At 52.1% G+C, this 13,872-nt stretch carries 17 protein-coding genes; 12 read left to right on the top strand and 5 right to left on the bottom strand.

The genetic code is table 11. From position 1 onward, the window contains the following. Nucleotides 1-65: 65 nt before the first annotated feature. On the top strand, nucleotides 66-725 hold the full coding sequence (locus tag SIB42_RS09115) for a Fe2+-dependent dioxygenase (RefSeq protein ID WP_067098022.1): 660 nt from the start codon (nucleotides 66-68) through the stop codon (nucleotides 723-725). Nucleotides 726-780: 55 nt separating this feature from the next. Continuing rightward, nucleotides 781-1,011 (top strand): hypothetical protein, encoded by a 231-nt coding sequence (locus SIB42_RS09110; protein WP_067098025.1) that lies wholly within the window; start codon nucleotides 781-783, stop codon nucleotides 1,009-1,011. 118 nt (nucleotides 1,012-1,129) lie between these two features. On the opposite strand, the gene SIB42_RS09105 is transcribed toward SIB42_RS09110, so the two are convergent. Further along, on the bottom strand, nucleotides 1,130-2,827 hold the full coding sequence (locus SIB42_RS09105; RefSeq protein WP_067098028.1) for an iron uptake porin: 1,698 nt from the start codon (nucleotides 2,825-2,827) through the stop codon (nucleotides 1,130-1,132). Between SIB42_RS09105 and SIB42_RS09100 the strand changes: the two genes are divergently transcribed. The 5 genes from SIB42_RS09100 to SIB42_RS09080 all read left to right on the top strand — a co-directional run bounded on the left by SIB42_RS09100 (nucleotide 2,814) and on the right by SIB42_RS09080 (nucleotide 7,465). Then, nucleotides 2,814-3,173 (top strand): hypothetical protein, encoded by a 360-nt coding sequence (locus SIB42_RS09100; protein ID WP_156485273.1) that lies wholly within the window; start codon nucleotides 2,814-2,816, stop codon nucleotides 3,171-3,173. The two genes, SIB42_RS09105 and SIB42_RS09100, sit on opposite strands and share 14 nt — an antisense overlap. Nucleotides 3,174-3,978: 805 nt before the next feature. Continuing rightward, the gene (gene aroA / locus SIB42_RS09095; protein ID WP_067098033.1) at nucleotides 3,979-5,298 is read left to right on the top strand and encodes a 3-phosphoshikimate 1-carboxyvinyltransferase; all 1,320 of its coding nucleotides are present in this window, start codon (nucleotides 3,979-3,981) and stop codon (nucleotides 5,296-5,298) included. Continuing rightward, complete coding sequence (locus SIB42_RS09090) at nucleotides 5,295-6,212, top strand: tRNA (5-methylaminomethyl-2-thiouridine)(34)-methyltransferase MnmD (RefSeq protein WP_231856488.1); 918 nt, start codon at nucleotides 5,295-5,297, stop codon at nucleotides 6,210-6,212. Before aroA ends, SIB42_RS09090 begins: the two co-directional genes overlap by 4 nt. Before the next feature lie 277 nt (nucleotides 6,213-6,489). Further along, entirely contained in the window at nucleotides 6,490-6,675 is a 186-nt protein-coding gene (locus tag SIB42_RS09085; protein WP_066906656.1) for a hypothetical protein, read from the top strand. Nucleotides 6,676-7,255: 580 nt separating this feature from the next. Then, complete coding sequence (locus tag SIB42_RS09080) at nucleotides 7,256-7,465, top strand: hypothetical protein (RefSeq protein ID WP_067098039.1); 210 nt, start codon at nucleotides 7,256-7,258, stop codon at nucleotides 7,463-7,465. A 595-nt stretch (nucleotides 7,466-8,060) separates the two neighbouring features. Here SIB42_RS09080 and SIB42_RS09075 read toward each other — a convergent pair. After that, nucleotides 8,061-8,876: a hypothetical protein gene (locus tag SIB42_RS09075; protein ID WP_067098043.1), complete on the bottom strand. Its 816-nt coding sequence runs from the start codon at nucleotides 8,874-8,876 to the stop codon at nucleotides 8,061-8,063. Nucleotides 8,877-9,310: 434 nt separating this feature from the next. Then, complete coding sequence (locus SIB42_RS09070; protein ID WP_067098046.1) at nucleotides 9,311-9,631, bottom strand: hypothetical protein; 321 nt, start codon at nucleotides 9,629-9,631, stop codon at nucleotides 9,311-9,313. A gap of 122 nt (nucleotides 9,632-9,753) precedes the next feature. On the opposite strand from SIB42_RS09070, the gene SIB42_RS09065 reads away from it, so the two are divergent. From SIB42_RS09065 to SIB42_RS09045, 5 genes are all read left to right on the top strand, one after another. Continuing rightward, nucleotides 9,754-11,430 (top strand): recombinase family protein, encoded by a 1,677-nt coding sequence (locus tag SIB42_RS09065; protein WP_067098049.1) that lies wholly within the window; start codon nucleotides 9,754-9,756, stop codon nucleotides 11,428-11,430. Between the two features lie 25 nt (nucleotides 11,431-11,455). Then, nucleotides 11,456-11,728 (top strand): DUF3104 domain-containing protein, encoded by a 273-nt coding sequence (locus SIB42_RS09060; protein ID WP_074160784.1) that lies wholly within the window; start codon nucleotides 11,456-11,458, stop codon nucleotides 11,726-11,728. 131 nt (nucleotides 11,729-11,859) lie between these two features. After that, the gene (locus SIB42_RS09055; protein ID WP_156485274.1) at nucleotides 11,860-12,018 is read left to right on the top strand and encodes a hypothetical protein; all 159 of its coding nucleotides are present in this window, start codon (nucleotides 11,860-11,862) and stop codon (nucleotides 12,016-12,018) included. 3 nt (nucleotides 12,019-12,021) lie between these two features. Continuing rightward, a complete protein-coding gene (locus SIB42_RS09050) occupies nucleotides 12,022-12,246 on the top strand; it encodes a hypothetical protein (RefSeq protein WP_067098059.1) in 225 nt (74 codons plus the stop codon). A gap of 31 nt (nucleotides 12,247-12,277) precedes the next feature. Beyond that, on the top strand, nucleotides 12,278-12,487 hold the full coding sequence (locus SIB42_RS09045) for a hypothetical protein (protein ID WP_067098062.1): 210 nt from the start codon (nucleotides 12,278-12,280) through the stop codon (nucleotides 12,485-12,487). A gap of 151 nt (nucleotides 12,488-12,638) precedes the next feature. Here the strand turns inward: SIB42_RS09045 and SIB42_RS09040 are convergent, their stop codons facing one another. Further along, nucleotides 12,639-12,878: a Nif11-like leader peptide family natural product precursor gene (locus SIB42_RS09040; RefSeq protein WP_067098171.1), complete on the bottom strand. Its 240-nt coding sequence runs from the start codon at nucleotides 12,876-12,878 to the stop codon at nucleotides 12,639-12,641. A 186-nt stretch (nucleotides 12,879-13,064) separates the two neighbouring features. Next, complete coding sequence (locus SIB42_RS09035; RefSeq protein WP_067098064.1) at nucleotides 13,065-13,325, bottom strand: Nif11-like leader peptide family natural product precursor; 261 nt, start codon at nucleotides 13,323-13,325, stop codon at nucleotides 13,065-13,067. Between the last annotated feature and the right edge of the window lie 547 nt (nucleotides 13,326-13,872).

Below are 13,872 nucleotides of genomic sequence, written 5' to 3'. Positions count from 1 at the left end.
GAAAAACCGGTTCGTCTTGCGCATTTAGCACCAAGCAAGAGAACATTTGATACCTATGTTAAGCAATGAACCACATCAAGCTTCAATTGCTCAACAACGAGGAGTGCGAAAAGCTTTTAGGCAAACTTTGCGATGCGGAGTGGATTGATGGGAAGACAACGGCAGGCTCTCAAGCCCAAACAGGAAAAATCAATGAACAAGTCAAACAATCCTCTCCATTAAGAGAGGAAATTCATACCTATGTACAAAAAGCAATGTGGGCTCATCCCGCCATTAAAAGCTTTTGCTTGCCACGAAAACTCCATCGTTTTTTAATCAGCAAAACAAGCCCAGGAGGAGGCTATGACAGCCATGTGGACAATGCTTATATGAGCAGCGGCAGGAGCGATCTATCTTTCACTTTATGCTTATCAGACCACAATCAATTCAAAGGCGGATCACTTGAAGTTGATACTGTGATGGATTCGATTGACCTTGAGCTTGAACAGGGAGAAATCGTGATCTACCCAAGTACATCGATGCATCGCGTGAACACAGTCACAGAGGGCGTGCGCATCGCTTGCGTGGGCTGGATCGAGAGCTACTTAAAAAGCGAGCTCGACCGCACCACACTATTTCAACTAGATAGCGGTGCTAGGGGATTGCTTGCCAAACATGGTCGCAGCGAAGAGCTCGATCTCATCTTTCTCGCCTATACGAATTTGCTGCGATCGTTGGGCACATGAAAACGCATCCGTAATTCCTTAAAATAAGAGCTGTTCGTCACTTAGTCGTTCTGTCATGAAGAGGTCTACTCTTTCCATCTTTATTGCAGGTGCAACAGCACTGAGCACTGCCGTTGCAGTACCAGCAGCGTTAGCCGACACTCCTGCCGGTGGGATGCAGGAATGGAGCACCGATCAAGATATCGATGCTGAAGCCAAAAAAGATGCCGATGCCAAAAAAGCTGCTGAAAAAGCCGCTGAAGAAGATCTTTGTGTACCGATTGGCGAGGGCGAAAATTGCTGGTGAAGTCCTGACTGACTTACCAATGGAGAAAGGAGACCGAAAGGTCTCCTTTTTTTATTTTGTATAAAAAGCAAAAAAAAGCTCCCCTTTCAGGGAGCTTAAAGGACTCAAAAATTCCGAATCAGAAACGGAAAGTCGACTGAACGAGGTAGCCGAACATGTTGAAACTGTCAGCGCCGTTACCACCATACTTTGTTTCTGAACCTGTGAGCTGTCCATAAGGACGTGACAGGTAGAAGATGGTAGGAGTCACAGAAATGTTGTCTGTAACTTGGAACTGGTAGTAGAGCTCCATGGAGTAGTTGCCATCCCGAGCACCATTGTTATCGGAATAGTTCTTCATGGAAGTCTTGAAAAGAGACTGCGCAATTGCAGCACCAAGAATGTTGCCCTTCATGAAGGCATCCTTCCAGTTCAGACCAACGAACCAGTTTTGTGAGGTGGAGCTGTAGTTCAGCTCATCACCTTCAACAGCGGGGTCACTGAATGATGACAGGCCCCATCCTGTACTGATGCTGGGCATCCAACCGGACTTGGAGGGCTGCCACCATGCACGCAGGGCAACAGAATTCACATCAGCGTAACTACCCTTGGTGAGAGCTCCGCTTGAGTTGATGTAGTAGTTGGCTTTGCCAACAGGAGTTCCATAACCCTTGAAGCCGCCTTCTTGAGCGTACTGATAAGCAGCAGAGATGTTCCACTGAGGATTGCCATAAGCAATCTGGGATGTCCACCTAGCACTGGATTCGTTGGTTCCAATACCACCACAGCTACTACCTCTTATGCAGCTGTGATCACCCTCTGAAGCTGTGTAAGCGGTAGAAACGGTGAACCTAGGAGACATGCGATCATCTTTCTGCTGCCTCCAAGCAAGACCTGCACCAGGGGATGTGCTGGCGCCGTAGGCACCGTAATAACCACCGAGCTTGAATTGCTTCAGGATTTGACGGTACACACTTGGTGTAGATCCGAGCATGTAGTAATGCTCAATTTTGGGACCTACATAAGCTGTGAAGCTGGAACCAATGGGGAACTGGTACCAGAGCTTGTCGACCTTCAGAGTATCTCCATTGGAGTTACCAACTGCAAGATCAGCAAGGTTGGACTGACCGTAGGCATCAGAGTCCTGGTTATAGAAGTTCTTGCTGAAGTTACCGGTCTTGATACGGGTATACAGCAAATCCTTACCAGTGAAGCTGGTGTTCAGATCGAACTGGGCTGTGTAGTTGAAGGTCAGCGCATCCTGGCCCTTGTAATCAGAACCGGTATTGAGACCGTAGTTCTGGTTAGCAGGAGTACCCGAATCGGTGCCTTCCGCACCACTACCGCCGTAGCTGATGCCACCAAGGACCATGTCAATACGGCCTTTAAGCTTGGTGGTGGTGGAGAACTGGGTTGCTTCCAGTTCGCCAACACGGGCTTCCAGACCGTCAACACGGCCCTTGACGATGGCGAGTTCCTTTTCGAACTCCTTGATCAGACGCTTGAGCTCGTCGGTCACTTCGGTGACGCGGTCGAGACAGGCGTTCAGCAGTGCAGCCGCTTCAAAGCGGGTCATTGCACGGTTGCCACGGAAAGTGCCGTTGGGATAACCAGCAACACAGCCGTAGCGCTCGATCAGGTTGCTAAGAGCCTGATAAGCCCAGTCAGCCGGAAAGACATCGTTGAACTGGTTGATGCTGGTGACCTGGTCTACAGCCACCGCGTCGGAAGACACGTTTGTGTAGTCAGAAACACTAACTTCAGTTGCAACAGCAGCTACTGGAGCCATGAGGCCCAGAGCAGCGGGAGCAACAAGCAGTTGCTTGAACAGTTTCATTGATCCTCACACCAATAAAAAAGAGGAAGAGGCTTTTGCCTCGCACAGTATTAAAACGCACCATCGACGACTTTGCTACCCAAAACACTCAAGAAGACAAACGACGGAGGGGGTTAACACTGAAAAAAACCTCGGGAAAGCAAATCAACCGAAACCCTTCCGGCTCGCGACACAAAAGCAACCTGTTGCACGAGAGGATGAATCGAAGCTGTCAATGCCCGACAAAGACGCACAAGAGAACAAAGGAAAAACTTCAAAACAATTGGCCTCACTGGCATTCAGCAAAAAAAATCCAACCCGACTCCGGGGCAGAGATCAGGGAGCCCAGCACCAGGCCAGCCATTGAGGAGCCATGCCGAGGCAGAGCCTGCACGCAGCCAAAGCGCAAAGCGTGCCAAAACGCGAACCGACCACCCTTGTAACCTATACAACCTTCGCTTGTGATCACTTGTCGCTCGCCGTCATGAGCAAGACAGTCATCGACACCATGCCGCTACCGCCATTCGCAGTTCAATCGGCGTAATGCCCAACAAGCGCCAAGACTCATTGATCACCCCAAAGCGCATCAGAACTTCGCGCACGCAATCAAAACAATCCATAAATTATTTGTACCAAACACGAAACTATGGACGTCGCGCACGAATTACATCGACAACAACTCATCAAATCTTACAACAATGCGGTGAAACGGAAAGATTGGCAAGCTGCTCGAAACTACCGGGACGAGCTAAACATTTTAATCGCCAAAAAAGTTGCTCTTTCTTGAACCAGTAAGTTGCTTGATTCGCTGAATCAATTCAAAACATTCATTGTATGGAGTAGCTATTTCGAAAAAGCTTTTGCAAATCACGCTTCGACCGAAAACAGATTAAGCGCTCTAGCTACAGCATACCTTGCAAGTAAACGCTATTCAATCTGTTTAGTCCTACAATTAATATTTGGCCATTCATGGATTTACTCATCACTTGATCAACCATCTCTGGTAATTTTTTCAAAATCTCTCATTTTACATTGGATTTGGGATTGACCGAGTCGTTCCGAGAAAATCTGAAGTTGATCACACAAATTTGATGGCTTCAATCAACACGCAAGTGCAAACTGGACCTGGAGCAAACGACTCATAGAATTAGGGCACAAAGCCATGAGAAAAAGTGCCGGGAACCCCAAGAGATGCCCGCCAACTGAGATCCGGCGGAACTCTTAGAGGTCATGTGAGGGTTCCTGGAGATAAATCGATCTCTCATCGGGCCTTGCTGTTTGGAGCCATTGCCGAAGGCCAAACCACCATTGAGGGCCTGCTTCCTGCAGAGGATCCGATTAGTACAGCAGCATGCCTCAGAGCGATGGGAGCGGAGATCAGTCCTGTCGCCGACGGGGAGATCATCACCGTTCAAGGCGTTGGCCTGGATGGTTTGCAGGAGCCGAGTGAAGTGCTCGACTGCGGGAATTCAGGTACCACCATGCGCCTGATGCTCGGATTACTGGCAGGACGGGATGGCCGACATTTTGTGTTGAGCGGGGATGATTCACTCAAGCGGAGACCCATGCAACGCGTTGGGCAACCGCTCTCGATGATGGGGGCCGACGTACGCGGACGCGGGCAGGGCAATTTTGCCCCACTGGCTGTGCAGGGATGCAAGCTGCGCGGTGCCGTTGTCGGCACCCCCGTCGCCAGTGCACAGGTGAAATCCGCCTTGCTGCTCGCCGCACTGACGGCGGATGGAACCAGCACGGTGATTGAGCCTGCACACTCCCGCGATCACAGCGAACGCATGCTGAAGGCCTTTGGTGCCGACCTGGATGTGGGTGGAGAGATGGGTCGCCACATCACCGTTCGCCCCGGTGCTCAACTGCAGGGGCAGCATGTTGTGGTGCCAGGTGACATCAGCTCAGCAGCGTTTTGGCTGATCGCCGGCGCCCTGATGCCCGGTGCTGATCTGACCGTTGAAAATGTGGGTCTGAATCCAACCCGCACTGGAGTGCTGGAGGTTCTGGAGCAGATGGGAGCCAAGATCGAAGTGATCAATCAGCGTGATGTGGCAGGCGAACCGGTAGGGGATCTACGTGTCACGCACGGATCACTGAAACCCTTCCGGTTTGGAGAGGAGATTATGCCGCGCTTGGTGGATGAAGTTCCGATCTTGAGCGTGGCGGCATGCTTCTGCGATGGCGAAAGCCAGATCACTGGAGCGGCTGAACTGAGAGTGAAAGAAACAGACCGATTGGCGGTGATGGCACGCCAACTGAAAGCCATGGGCGCAGACATTGATGAGCATCCCGACGGTCTCACCATCCGTGGAGGTCGACCACTGAAAGCTGCACAACTCGATAGCGAGACCGACCATCGTGTTGCCATGAGTCTTGCGGTGGCAGCCCTGATGGCCAAGGGTGATTCAACCCTGACGCGCAGTGAAGCCGCAGCGGTGAGCTACCCCAGCTTCTGGACCGATCTCGATCGACTGCAGCGTTGACCCATCCGCTCGGGCAACTCAAGGCGCTGGAAACGGCTGACGGCAGTCTGAGTCTTCACAGCGATCATTTTGATGAGGCGTTTCACAGCTCCGCAGGAGCCCTAGAGGAAACGGAAACGAAATTTGTCCGACCCGCGGAGCTGAGACGGTTCTCGCAAACGAGCGAGCTCAAGCTGCTCGATGTCTGCTTCGGGTTGGGATACAACAGCGCGGCCGTGATGGCTGCACTGCCTCCCACCAGCCCACCCTCGGTGCAGTGGTGGGGGCTGGATGTTGACCCACGGCCCCTTGCATGGGCACTGAATCACCAACCGTTTTGTGAGCTGTGGCCCAGCGCCATTCTGCAGAGGCTTGAACAGCTTCACAAGAGCGGTAGCTGGCGTGACAAGGGGGGCCAGGGAACGATGCTTTGGGGCGATGCGCGCCAAAACCTGAAGGCCCTACCCAGCAATTATCAAATGGACCTGATCCTCCTGGATGCCTTCTCTCCTGGGCGCTGTCCACAGCTCTGGAGCGAGGAATTCCTCGGAACTCTGGCCAGTCGTCTGGCACCGGGAGGACGCCTTCTCACCTACTGCAGAGCCGCTGCCGTAAGAAGCAGCCTGCGGCGTGCAGGCCTGACGCTTCGATCACTGCGTCCGGCAGCACAACAGCGGATCGGATGGAGCGCCGGCACACTGGCAGTGAAACCCCTCGCCTCAGCACCATTGGCGACGGAAGGGCCTGGATGGACTGCACTGAGTGCAATGGAAGAAGAGCACCTCAACACCAGAGCGTCAGTGCCCTATCGAGATCCCGAAGGTGTTGATGAGGCCGAGAGCATCCAGCAACGACGAGAGCTCGAGCAACAGTGCTGTGATCTGGAGAGCACCAGTGCCTGGCAGCGTCGCTGGATGATGAACCAAACCCCATAGCAAAGTTCAGATATCAGCTGAGTGTGATCCTGAAACGAAGAAACAGGTCTGGATTTTCCAGGCTGGAGCGACATCAAAAACCGGTTGTACAGGCTGAATTAAAATGCTCTGACCAAACTATTTTCTCTGCTGAGATCAACCTTCTCCCGTATGAAAAACCAGGCTAATGGCGGGATCTTGATGGTCATTTCTGTTAAGTGCTAGTGGGGAGTTCAAGATATCGTCGACTTCGGGCCCATGAAGGTCCAGGCTGAATGGAGTGATGTGCATTTCTGCCATGACTTTCACCCTGTCCGGCTTCGACGCCTGGACATTTCAGATCGTCTTCTACGGCAGTCTTCTTGTTCTTGAAGCCCTGCACGACGACGAGCGCCTCAGCACCGTGCTCCAACCGATGGACTGCACCCGTCAACGGGCCCATGCCTTGATCCGTCAACCCAGTTGCACTCTGGTTGGCCGTTGAAGAGACCAAGAACCGTCCTGCTGGGCTGAAGCCACGGGATCCTGGAAGATCATCCTCCTATTTCCGTAAAATCCCTTTGAGTCACTGAAAGGTCTCTCAGCCAAACAAATTTTTTTAAAGTGTGCCCTTTTGTGTGGTTAGTTGAAAGTGCCAACAGAGCGTTCTCCTTTGGCTTACCAGGGGAACTCAGACATGGTCCATCCACATTTCATGACCTGAACAAAGTGCCCATGCATGTCATGTCCCTTCTAGCCATGAGCAAAGCAGGTTGACCGCCGGGCATCGATGTCCGTGAACAACCATCAACCGCACTGAGAAAGAAACAGAACAGATCGCGAACGGCACAAACCTGGATCAGCAGTCACTCAAGGGGGCGTGGGGGTTATTCAGCGTCCGTGCAGGTACGTAATAGGGCCTCGGAAATTTCTGCTGGGTTTTGGGCGGTCAGAGCCACCGAGCGAGCAACCGAGGTTTTGAGAACGTCAACAACACCAATGAAAATGTCATTGGGATAGAAATCCGTTAATTCATAGATGAAGAGAGATAACATCAACACCTTCCTGCTGGCGGTGATAGCAGGATGATTGCCACGCACTCCGCTGAAATGGATCTAGTCATTGCTTTAGGGATTCCCGTCGTCATCATCTTGGGCCTCACCATCATCTTCACAAGTGATGGCGTTCCAACTTGGGTTTATAACATCAACAGCAAATACAGCAGGAAAGCCTGGCTCTATGGAGTGATCGCACTGAGCACTGGTTCTTTGTTGATTGCAATGTTCAGAAGATAGTTTGCTGTCTCAATAAAAAAGACCCGGACGTCTGTCGGGTCTCGGGGGGTGTGAGGAGTTGGGAGTCTCGGTGAGGAGAAAGCCAACTGCCACTGGTATAGCCCAAGCCTGTGCCGTTTAGCTCACTGGTCACAACTGGTTGCATACCTATACCCAAGGGATACGCTTTCATTGTGAGGAGAAAAGCTCACGGGGTGGAAACAAGGACACATTCCCGCAGAGTTTTCAGATCCCCTGCCTTAGGCGGGGGTTTCTTTTTTGCCTATTTATTTCTCGCTTTTGGCGATGCCAATGAACACCGCTAACCACGTAACAGCGATTAAGAGATAAAGCATGGCACTTAGTGATGCGATTAGGAAAAAGGCAGGGTCATCACTTCCTGCCTCTAGCTGTCGCATCCTTCATCAGTACGACTTATAAACCGTAGAAACAGAGATTTGGGCGGCGAGAGTTCATGGCTGACGGTTTACCCAACCTTCGCCAGAGACTCATCAAAGTCAGGGAATCATATGGGTGACCAGATCGGCATTCACCCAGAGCATCACCACTAAAAAACCCCACTCGTGAGCGGGGCATTGCGTTGAAGCGTCGTGGCTCAGAAGGGGCAGCCGTCACCTCCGCTAAGAGGGCTGAGCATTTGACCAGGGTTAGCGCCGATCTTTTCTGTCATGAAGGTCGAAGCTCCAGGTCCAGCAGTACCGCCGAGTTCAGCAACAGGGTTGAGTGATTCCCCGAAGCTGTTCATCCCAGCGAGTGGTTCGAAGCTTTCCATTACAAAGCTGTTATCGCTCCTCAGCTCATCTGCTTGAAACGCGCCGATGTCGCCGAGCTTCATAAAGCCATCCACATCCTCATCGACATAAGCATTGACCTTGCTGGCGTTCTTTGCTGTCAGCCAACTCGAACCATTGCCGCCATTTGCAGCAGTCCAGTCGATGTTCTCCCCAACGCCGAACACCGCATCGTTGGCGTCGTAATCACCAACGGTCCTGTCTTCAAAGGTGCTGGCACCACCGTTTGTCCAGATTTTTGTAGGACGACCTTCACCTGTAAGGGAGTCGCCGCCACGATCTGGCGTGAAGTGGTTATCGCCAACGATCACGCTGCCTTTGGTGTCGATGTCTTGGGGCTTGAACACACCTTCACCACTGATGGGACCCAAGATTTTTGGATCAAAGTTGGTTGTTTCGTTCAGTGGATCGAAGCCGCCGGGTAGCTCATCTGCTTCATACTCACCTTTGATGTCGCCCAACTTGATGAATTCATCTGCCTTCTGAAAGCCAGCCTGGCGGGCAATGAGTCCATCCCAAGTAGTGATGTGAGGCATAGTTTTGAAAGCGGTGAAGGGTTGTTCCCTCTCGATGGACACACCATCTCCGCTTTCAGCGTCTGACTTGATGACCTGCCTCATGCAGGGCTGTGAGGTTGGTCACACGCTCATCACCACTTTCCAAGCAAGGATGGTTGCATGAAACGAATTTTTATCGTCACTGCTATCGCGTTAACTGCACTAAGCCTTGAAGCCTCCGCATGCGTAGAAGAAACAGAGCGAAACCCAATACATACTTGTGATCTTTGGTGGGACGGGCACATTAGTGATGAGGTTGCTCAAGCACGAATTGCAGTGAGGGATGGTGAGCTTCGTGATTACTGCGCAAAAACTCGTCCTTGATGACTTAAATATCACCACTTGGGCTTGCAACGCTTCCACCCCCTGACTTCTGCATCGTTTCCCAGGCTTCGTTTGCTTCGATGCAGGACGCGATCGCATAATCGATTACTGCCTGCTTGTGGTGCAGTACTTGCTCGGGTGATTTCATCATTCAATCGTCTGAAGGATGTAGATCACGAGATCAGCGTTGACCCAGCGCAGCACCGCTGTATGGCTGCCGTTTCAGCCCTTGCCTTCATTAATGCGAGAGCGATTGGCTTCCGCCAGATGCCCCAGAGTGCCCAGGAGAAAGCAGCGATGAGCATGGCCATCCACAAAATCACCGCCACAAGCTCAACAGTTCCCACCACCCAATCCCAAGGATTCAAATAGCCGAGACAAATCGCGACAATCACTCTTACGTAAAACAGCCCTGCAATTTTCCAGGGGAGCGTCAGCACGGCGAGAATCATCGTCAAGCCCATGGTGACAAGGCTTTTCCTGAGAATGGCCATACCCCAAAGATGGCAGCGGTTCAGCCCCTCGGCAGGATGTGCGTCACCAGGTCGGCTTGATGCACCTAATGCAGTTGACACATCGCATAACGTAGTGACTGCAAGGGATCTGGTTTCCACTGTTGTCGCCCACTAAGACGCAAAATCCGCAAACCAATCCACTTGTCAAGCTGGCGGTCAGCTACCAGCGGGTGAGTACAGAGGCTCAGGGAGAAGAGGATCGATCTGGCTTCAGTCGGCAAGGTGAAGCTTTAACCAGGTGGAAACGCGATCACCCTGACTATGAGGTCCGCGTGATCAAGGAAGCGATCTCAGGTCGGAAGAACGTCAAGGAAGGTCTTCTCGGTCGTTTTCTTGAAGATGCACAGAAGGGCAGTGTTGCCCCTGGAACAGTTCTTGTTGTTGAAACCTTCTCTCGCCTAAGTCGGGACGACATGCAGGGCTGCATGCAGCTCATGCTCGACATCTTCAAGGCAGGGCTTGGTGTCAGCTTCTGCGACTTTGGAAATCAAATCCTCCGATCGCTTGATGAGACGGGAGGCACTGTCCACCAGATCGTTGGAGCTGCATCCAATTCACATCGTGAGTGGCTTGAGAAGCGAGATCGCACCCGCGGCGCTCGTAGATGGCGCAGAGAACAGATTGCTGAAAATGCCAGTGGTGGCAAGTCCGCCGTGTTCGGCAACTATCGCTTCAAACCCAGAAGCGAATGCCCCATAGATCCTGGCTACCCGCGTTGGCTCGATGTTGACGCTGATGGCAACTGGGTCCAGCTGGAGAAGGAGGTTGCTTGGGTGCAGCGTGCTTTCAGGCTTGCCAAGGAAAAGGGTGCGGTGACCATCTCTCAAGCACTGCGCGACATTGGCGTCACGCAGGCGAGAAGTGACACGCCGATAAAAGTTGGCGATGTCGATGTTCTTCTCCGAAACATTGCCGTCATGGGTTGGAGGCAGCACTTCGAAGACAATGTTGCGATCGGTGATCCTGTTAAGGGTGTCTACCCCGCGATCATCACTCCAGCGGAGTTTGATGCGGTTCAGGTCGCTCTGAAGTCTCGCAATTACAAGCGGGTGCCCAACGGACGGCACCGCCACAACCTGTTTGAGGCACAAACATTCTGCGATTGCTGTGGGGCCAAGCTGGGATTACGAAATGGAAGAAACGGTCACGCGTTTTATTGCAGCTCAAAGAAGAACAAGACCTGCGACGCACCAAACATCCGGTACGACGAAGAAGCGATGCTCAACAGGCTGCATCACTTCCGCTGGGCTGATTTCTTCGGGAGCGACAAGCACGAAGCTGAACTCGCTAACGCTCGTCGAGTGGTCCTGACGCTGACAGGAGAACTCGGAGCACTGCAGGACAAGGTCGAAGAAAAGCGGTTGCAGATCATGGATGCAGAGCCTGGAACCCCGGTGAATGTTCTGAACCTTTGGGACAAGAGACTCGAAAAAGTAGAGGCTGCTGTCCGCTCGAAGGAGCAGGAGCTAACAAGAGCAGAAGACACCATGCAGTCGCTTGAGCGTCGCCCTACCGGTCGCAAAGCCGAACGTGAGGTGCGTCGACGGCTCAAGGCATTCATGGATGGGGACAGGACTGACCTGTCGCATCGCAATGAATTCAACGGTTGGCTCGTTCGTGAGAATCTCGGCTTCGCCATCAACACCCGCACCGGAAGGATGGAGTTCGGCAGGCTTAAAACTGAGAATTACAAGCTGGTTGAAATCGACTGCGTCATGGATGACGCCGCTGCTATGGGACTCGATCTCGACAAAGTCGCCGCGATGATCCCTAGCTAGCCTGATACACCAGTACCAGTTGCTCGTGTCTGTTGATCATGGTGTTTACAGCTCGCCGCAGTCAGAGCGGCCAGCTTTCCTGGACGTAGCGCCAGGCATGACGGTGATCGTCAGGTGTGACCACCGGGTGGGCGAGAAGCAAGACAAGGACTGGTGGATGGGGCAGGTGATCCACTGCGGTGGTGCTGCCCGTGATCCAAAGATCCACAACCTCTTTCAGATCGCTGATGTCGATACCGGAGCGATTCGCTGGGTGAATGCAGATCTGGTCAGCCACATCCTTCCATCGACTGACTGACGAAATCACCCGTTTAGGGGATGTGCCTTCACCACCCTTTCAGCGACGGTGACTCCAGATGAACAGATCCAATGGCTTCGTTTAGTCCAGGGCACTTTTCAATCAGCCCTGATGACCACAATCACCGCGAGATGGTCACGACCGTCAGAACCGATTCCGCTGGTGAAGAACTCAGCGTTGAGTTCAAAGCCACGATTCACATGGAAATGTCTGCCTTCGAAAAGCTGGCAAAGAAGAAATTTAAAGGCGTGTACTGGCTAAGTGAAACGCCAGTTCAGGTGGAGGCTTGATCAATGAAAGGTCTCGGACGTGTTGTTATCGGTTCTGCTTTTGGCGGTCTTCTGGGTGCGGCGGCGTTCTTCGCTGTCGATGGGTTGAACCCCTCCCCTGCCAATGCGCAGCTTGAAGATGGTGACGATGTCACTGTTTATTTGATCGGACCTGAAACCAAAGACGGGCACACGGTTCTATACGGCTGCAACGTCGATGGTGACGATTCAGTCAGTTGCTACTACTGACCTTCACCACCTTTTCAGCCACGCTGATCGCATGAAAGAGCCCTCATTGTTCTGGCCCTATCTCGTCGCTGCAGTCGTTGGCGGAATGCTTCTGTCACAAGGCTGGCAATACGCGCGACAAGCCAGGATCTGGTCTGAATGCGTCGAAAAAGCTGGGTCTCTGTTTGACGGCGACACCTACCCCGACCCCCAATGGGTGCAAGCCAAGGCTGTCCGCTGGTGCAACGGAGGGGGGAACTGAGTCAAGTCACCACCTAGGCGGGCACCGCTTCCACAGCGGTGACGCTGCATTGAATCGAGTGTGGTTCTGCACGTGCCTTTGCAATGACGGCAGACCATCAGGGTCTGTCTCTAGATAAATGCCCCTTCTGTCCACTCCGTCCCGTAAGTAGTCATCTAATTGGATCTGGATTTATATATCTGCCACCCCCAGTCACACCTTCCAGCTCTTCTTCTGATAATTCTCTACCTCTTGATTGATACTGCTTCAAGTCGTCAGCAGAAATCATAAATCCCGCCTCTTTGGCAACAGAAACCACAGCATCACTATCAGCAGCTGCTTTGAGCTTTTCCTGAAGAATGGTGTCTGCTTTGACTTTTTCGAGGAATGCCTTGAGTTGCTCTTCTGACATGAGGAATGCGCTGTTACACCGCTTATAGCAACGAACAGTTGCAAAGTTTATGATTAACACCTATTGCGCTCAATCGTGCCAGGTATTGAAGGCTGATTGTTGGTCTTTTTGGAGTGATTGAAGCAATAAAAAGCCCCTGCGGTTGCAGGGGCTTTGATTCATCCTTCAATATAAGTCAATATAACATCATCTAATTGGATAAATATTGTCATAACCCCTGGCTCCACCAGCCACCCCTTTCAATTCTTCTTCAGAAAGCTCTCTTGATGGAGCGTATCGTCTCAGAATCGATGGAGCGTTCTTCAAGTCATCAGCAGAGATGCTAAACCCAGCGTCTTTCGCAATCGCAGCAACAGCATCATTGTCAGCAGCTGCTTTGAGCTTCTCCTGAAGAATGGTGTCTGCTTTGACTTTTTCGAGGAATGCCTTGAGTTGCTCTTCTGACATGAGTAGCAGGTCTGTTCACCATTCATAGCAACGGTCTGAATCACCACCTAGGCGGGCAACGCTTCCACAGCGGTGACGCTGCATTGAACCGCGTGTGGTTCTGCACGTGCCTTTGCAATGACGGCAGATCATCAGGGTCTGTCTCTAGATAAATGCCCCTTCTGTCCACTCCATCCCGTAAGTAGTCATCTAATTAGCCATCACGGTGCATTCGTCGCAATGTCACGCATGAGCGAAAACCAAGGTGGGAACTCGCATTACTCAGATTTAAGACGGCCATAATCTCAATTAGGTGATCAACCAATGATTCGCTGGCGCTACAGGAAAAGTGCGCGCACGAACGACCCACTCACATTTAAGCCAGAAGGACCCAATAAATAGAGTGACAAGAAACCCCGCATTTGCCAGGGTGTCCCCGAAGACCGGGCTGCTGCTGAACGAGTATTAGCCGGAGTTGCTATTTGATTGCAGCCTTGATTACTGGTTAAGCCCTGACTATCTCTGCTCAACTGCGCTCAATCGTGCCAGGCATCAAAGGCTGATTTGT

The organism is Synechococcus sp. MIT S9508 (assembly GCF_047303045.1).
Taxonomy (GTDB): Bacteria; Cyanobacteriota; Cyanobacteriia; order PCC-6307; family Cyanobiaceae; genus Synechococcus_C.
The sequence above is the reverse complement of the archived record's forward strand: the minus strand, read 5'-3'. Positions and strand labels throughout refer to the sequence as shown.

Excerpts from the sequence above, each read along its gene's own strand:
- SIB42_RS09115 (WP_067098022.1), top strand. The coding sequence starts at position 66 with ATGAACCACATCAAGCTTCAATTGCTCAACAACGAGGAGTGCGAAAAG.
- SIB42_RS09110 (WP_067098025.1), top strand. The coding sequence starts at position 781 with ATGAAGAGGTCTACTCTTTCCATCTTTATTGCAGGTGCAACAGCACTG.
- SIB42_RS09105 (WP_067098028.1), bottom strand. The coding sequence starts at position 2,827 with ATGAAACTGTTCAAGCAACTGCTTGTTGCTCCCGCTGCTCTGGGCCTC.
- SIB42_RS09085 (WP_066906656.1), top strand. The coding sequence starts at position 6,490 with ATGACTTTCACCCTGTCCGGCTTCGACGCCTGGACATTTCAGATCGTC.
- SIB42_RS09080 (WP_067098039.1), top strand. The coding sequence starts at position 7,256 with ATGATTGCCACGCACTCCGCTGAAATGGATCTAGTCATTGCTTTAGGG.
- SIB42_RS09075 (WP_067098043.1), bottom strand. The coding sequence starts at position 8,876 with ATGAGGCAGGTCATCAAGTCAGACGCTGAAAGCGGAGATGGTGTGTCC.
- SIB42_RS09070 (WP_067098046.1), bottom strand. The coding sequence starts at position 9,631 with ATGGCCATTCTCAGGAAAAGCCTTGTCACCATGGGCTTGACGATGATT.
- SIB42_RS09055 (WP_156485274.1), top strand. The coding sequence starts at position 11,860 with ATGGTCACGACCGTCAGAACCGATTCCGCTGGTGAAGAACTCAGCGTT.
- SIB42_RS09050 (WP_067098059.1), top strand. The coding sequence starts at position 12,022 with ATGAAAGGTCTCGGACGTGTTGTTATCGGTTCTGCTTTTGGCGGTCTT.
- SIB42_RS09045 (WP_067098062.1), top strand. The coding sequence starts at position 12,278 with ATGAAAGAGCCCTCATTGTTCTGGCCCTATCTCGTCGCTGCAGTCGTT.
- SIB42_RS09040 (WP_067098171.1), bottom strand. The coding sequence starts at position 12,878 with ATGTCAGAAGAGCAACTCAAGGCATTCCTCGAAAAAGTCAAAGCAGAC.
- SIB42_RS09035 (WP_067098064.1), bottom strand. The coding sequence starts at position 13,325 with ATGTCAGAAGAGCAACTCAAGGCATTCCTCGAAAAAGTCAAAGCAGAC.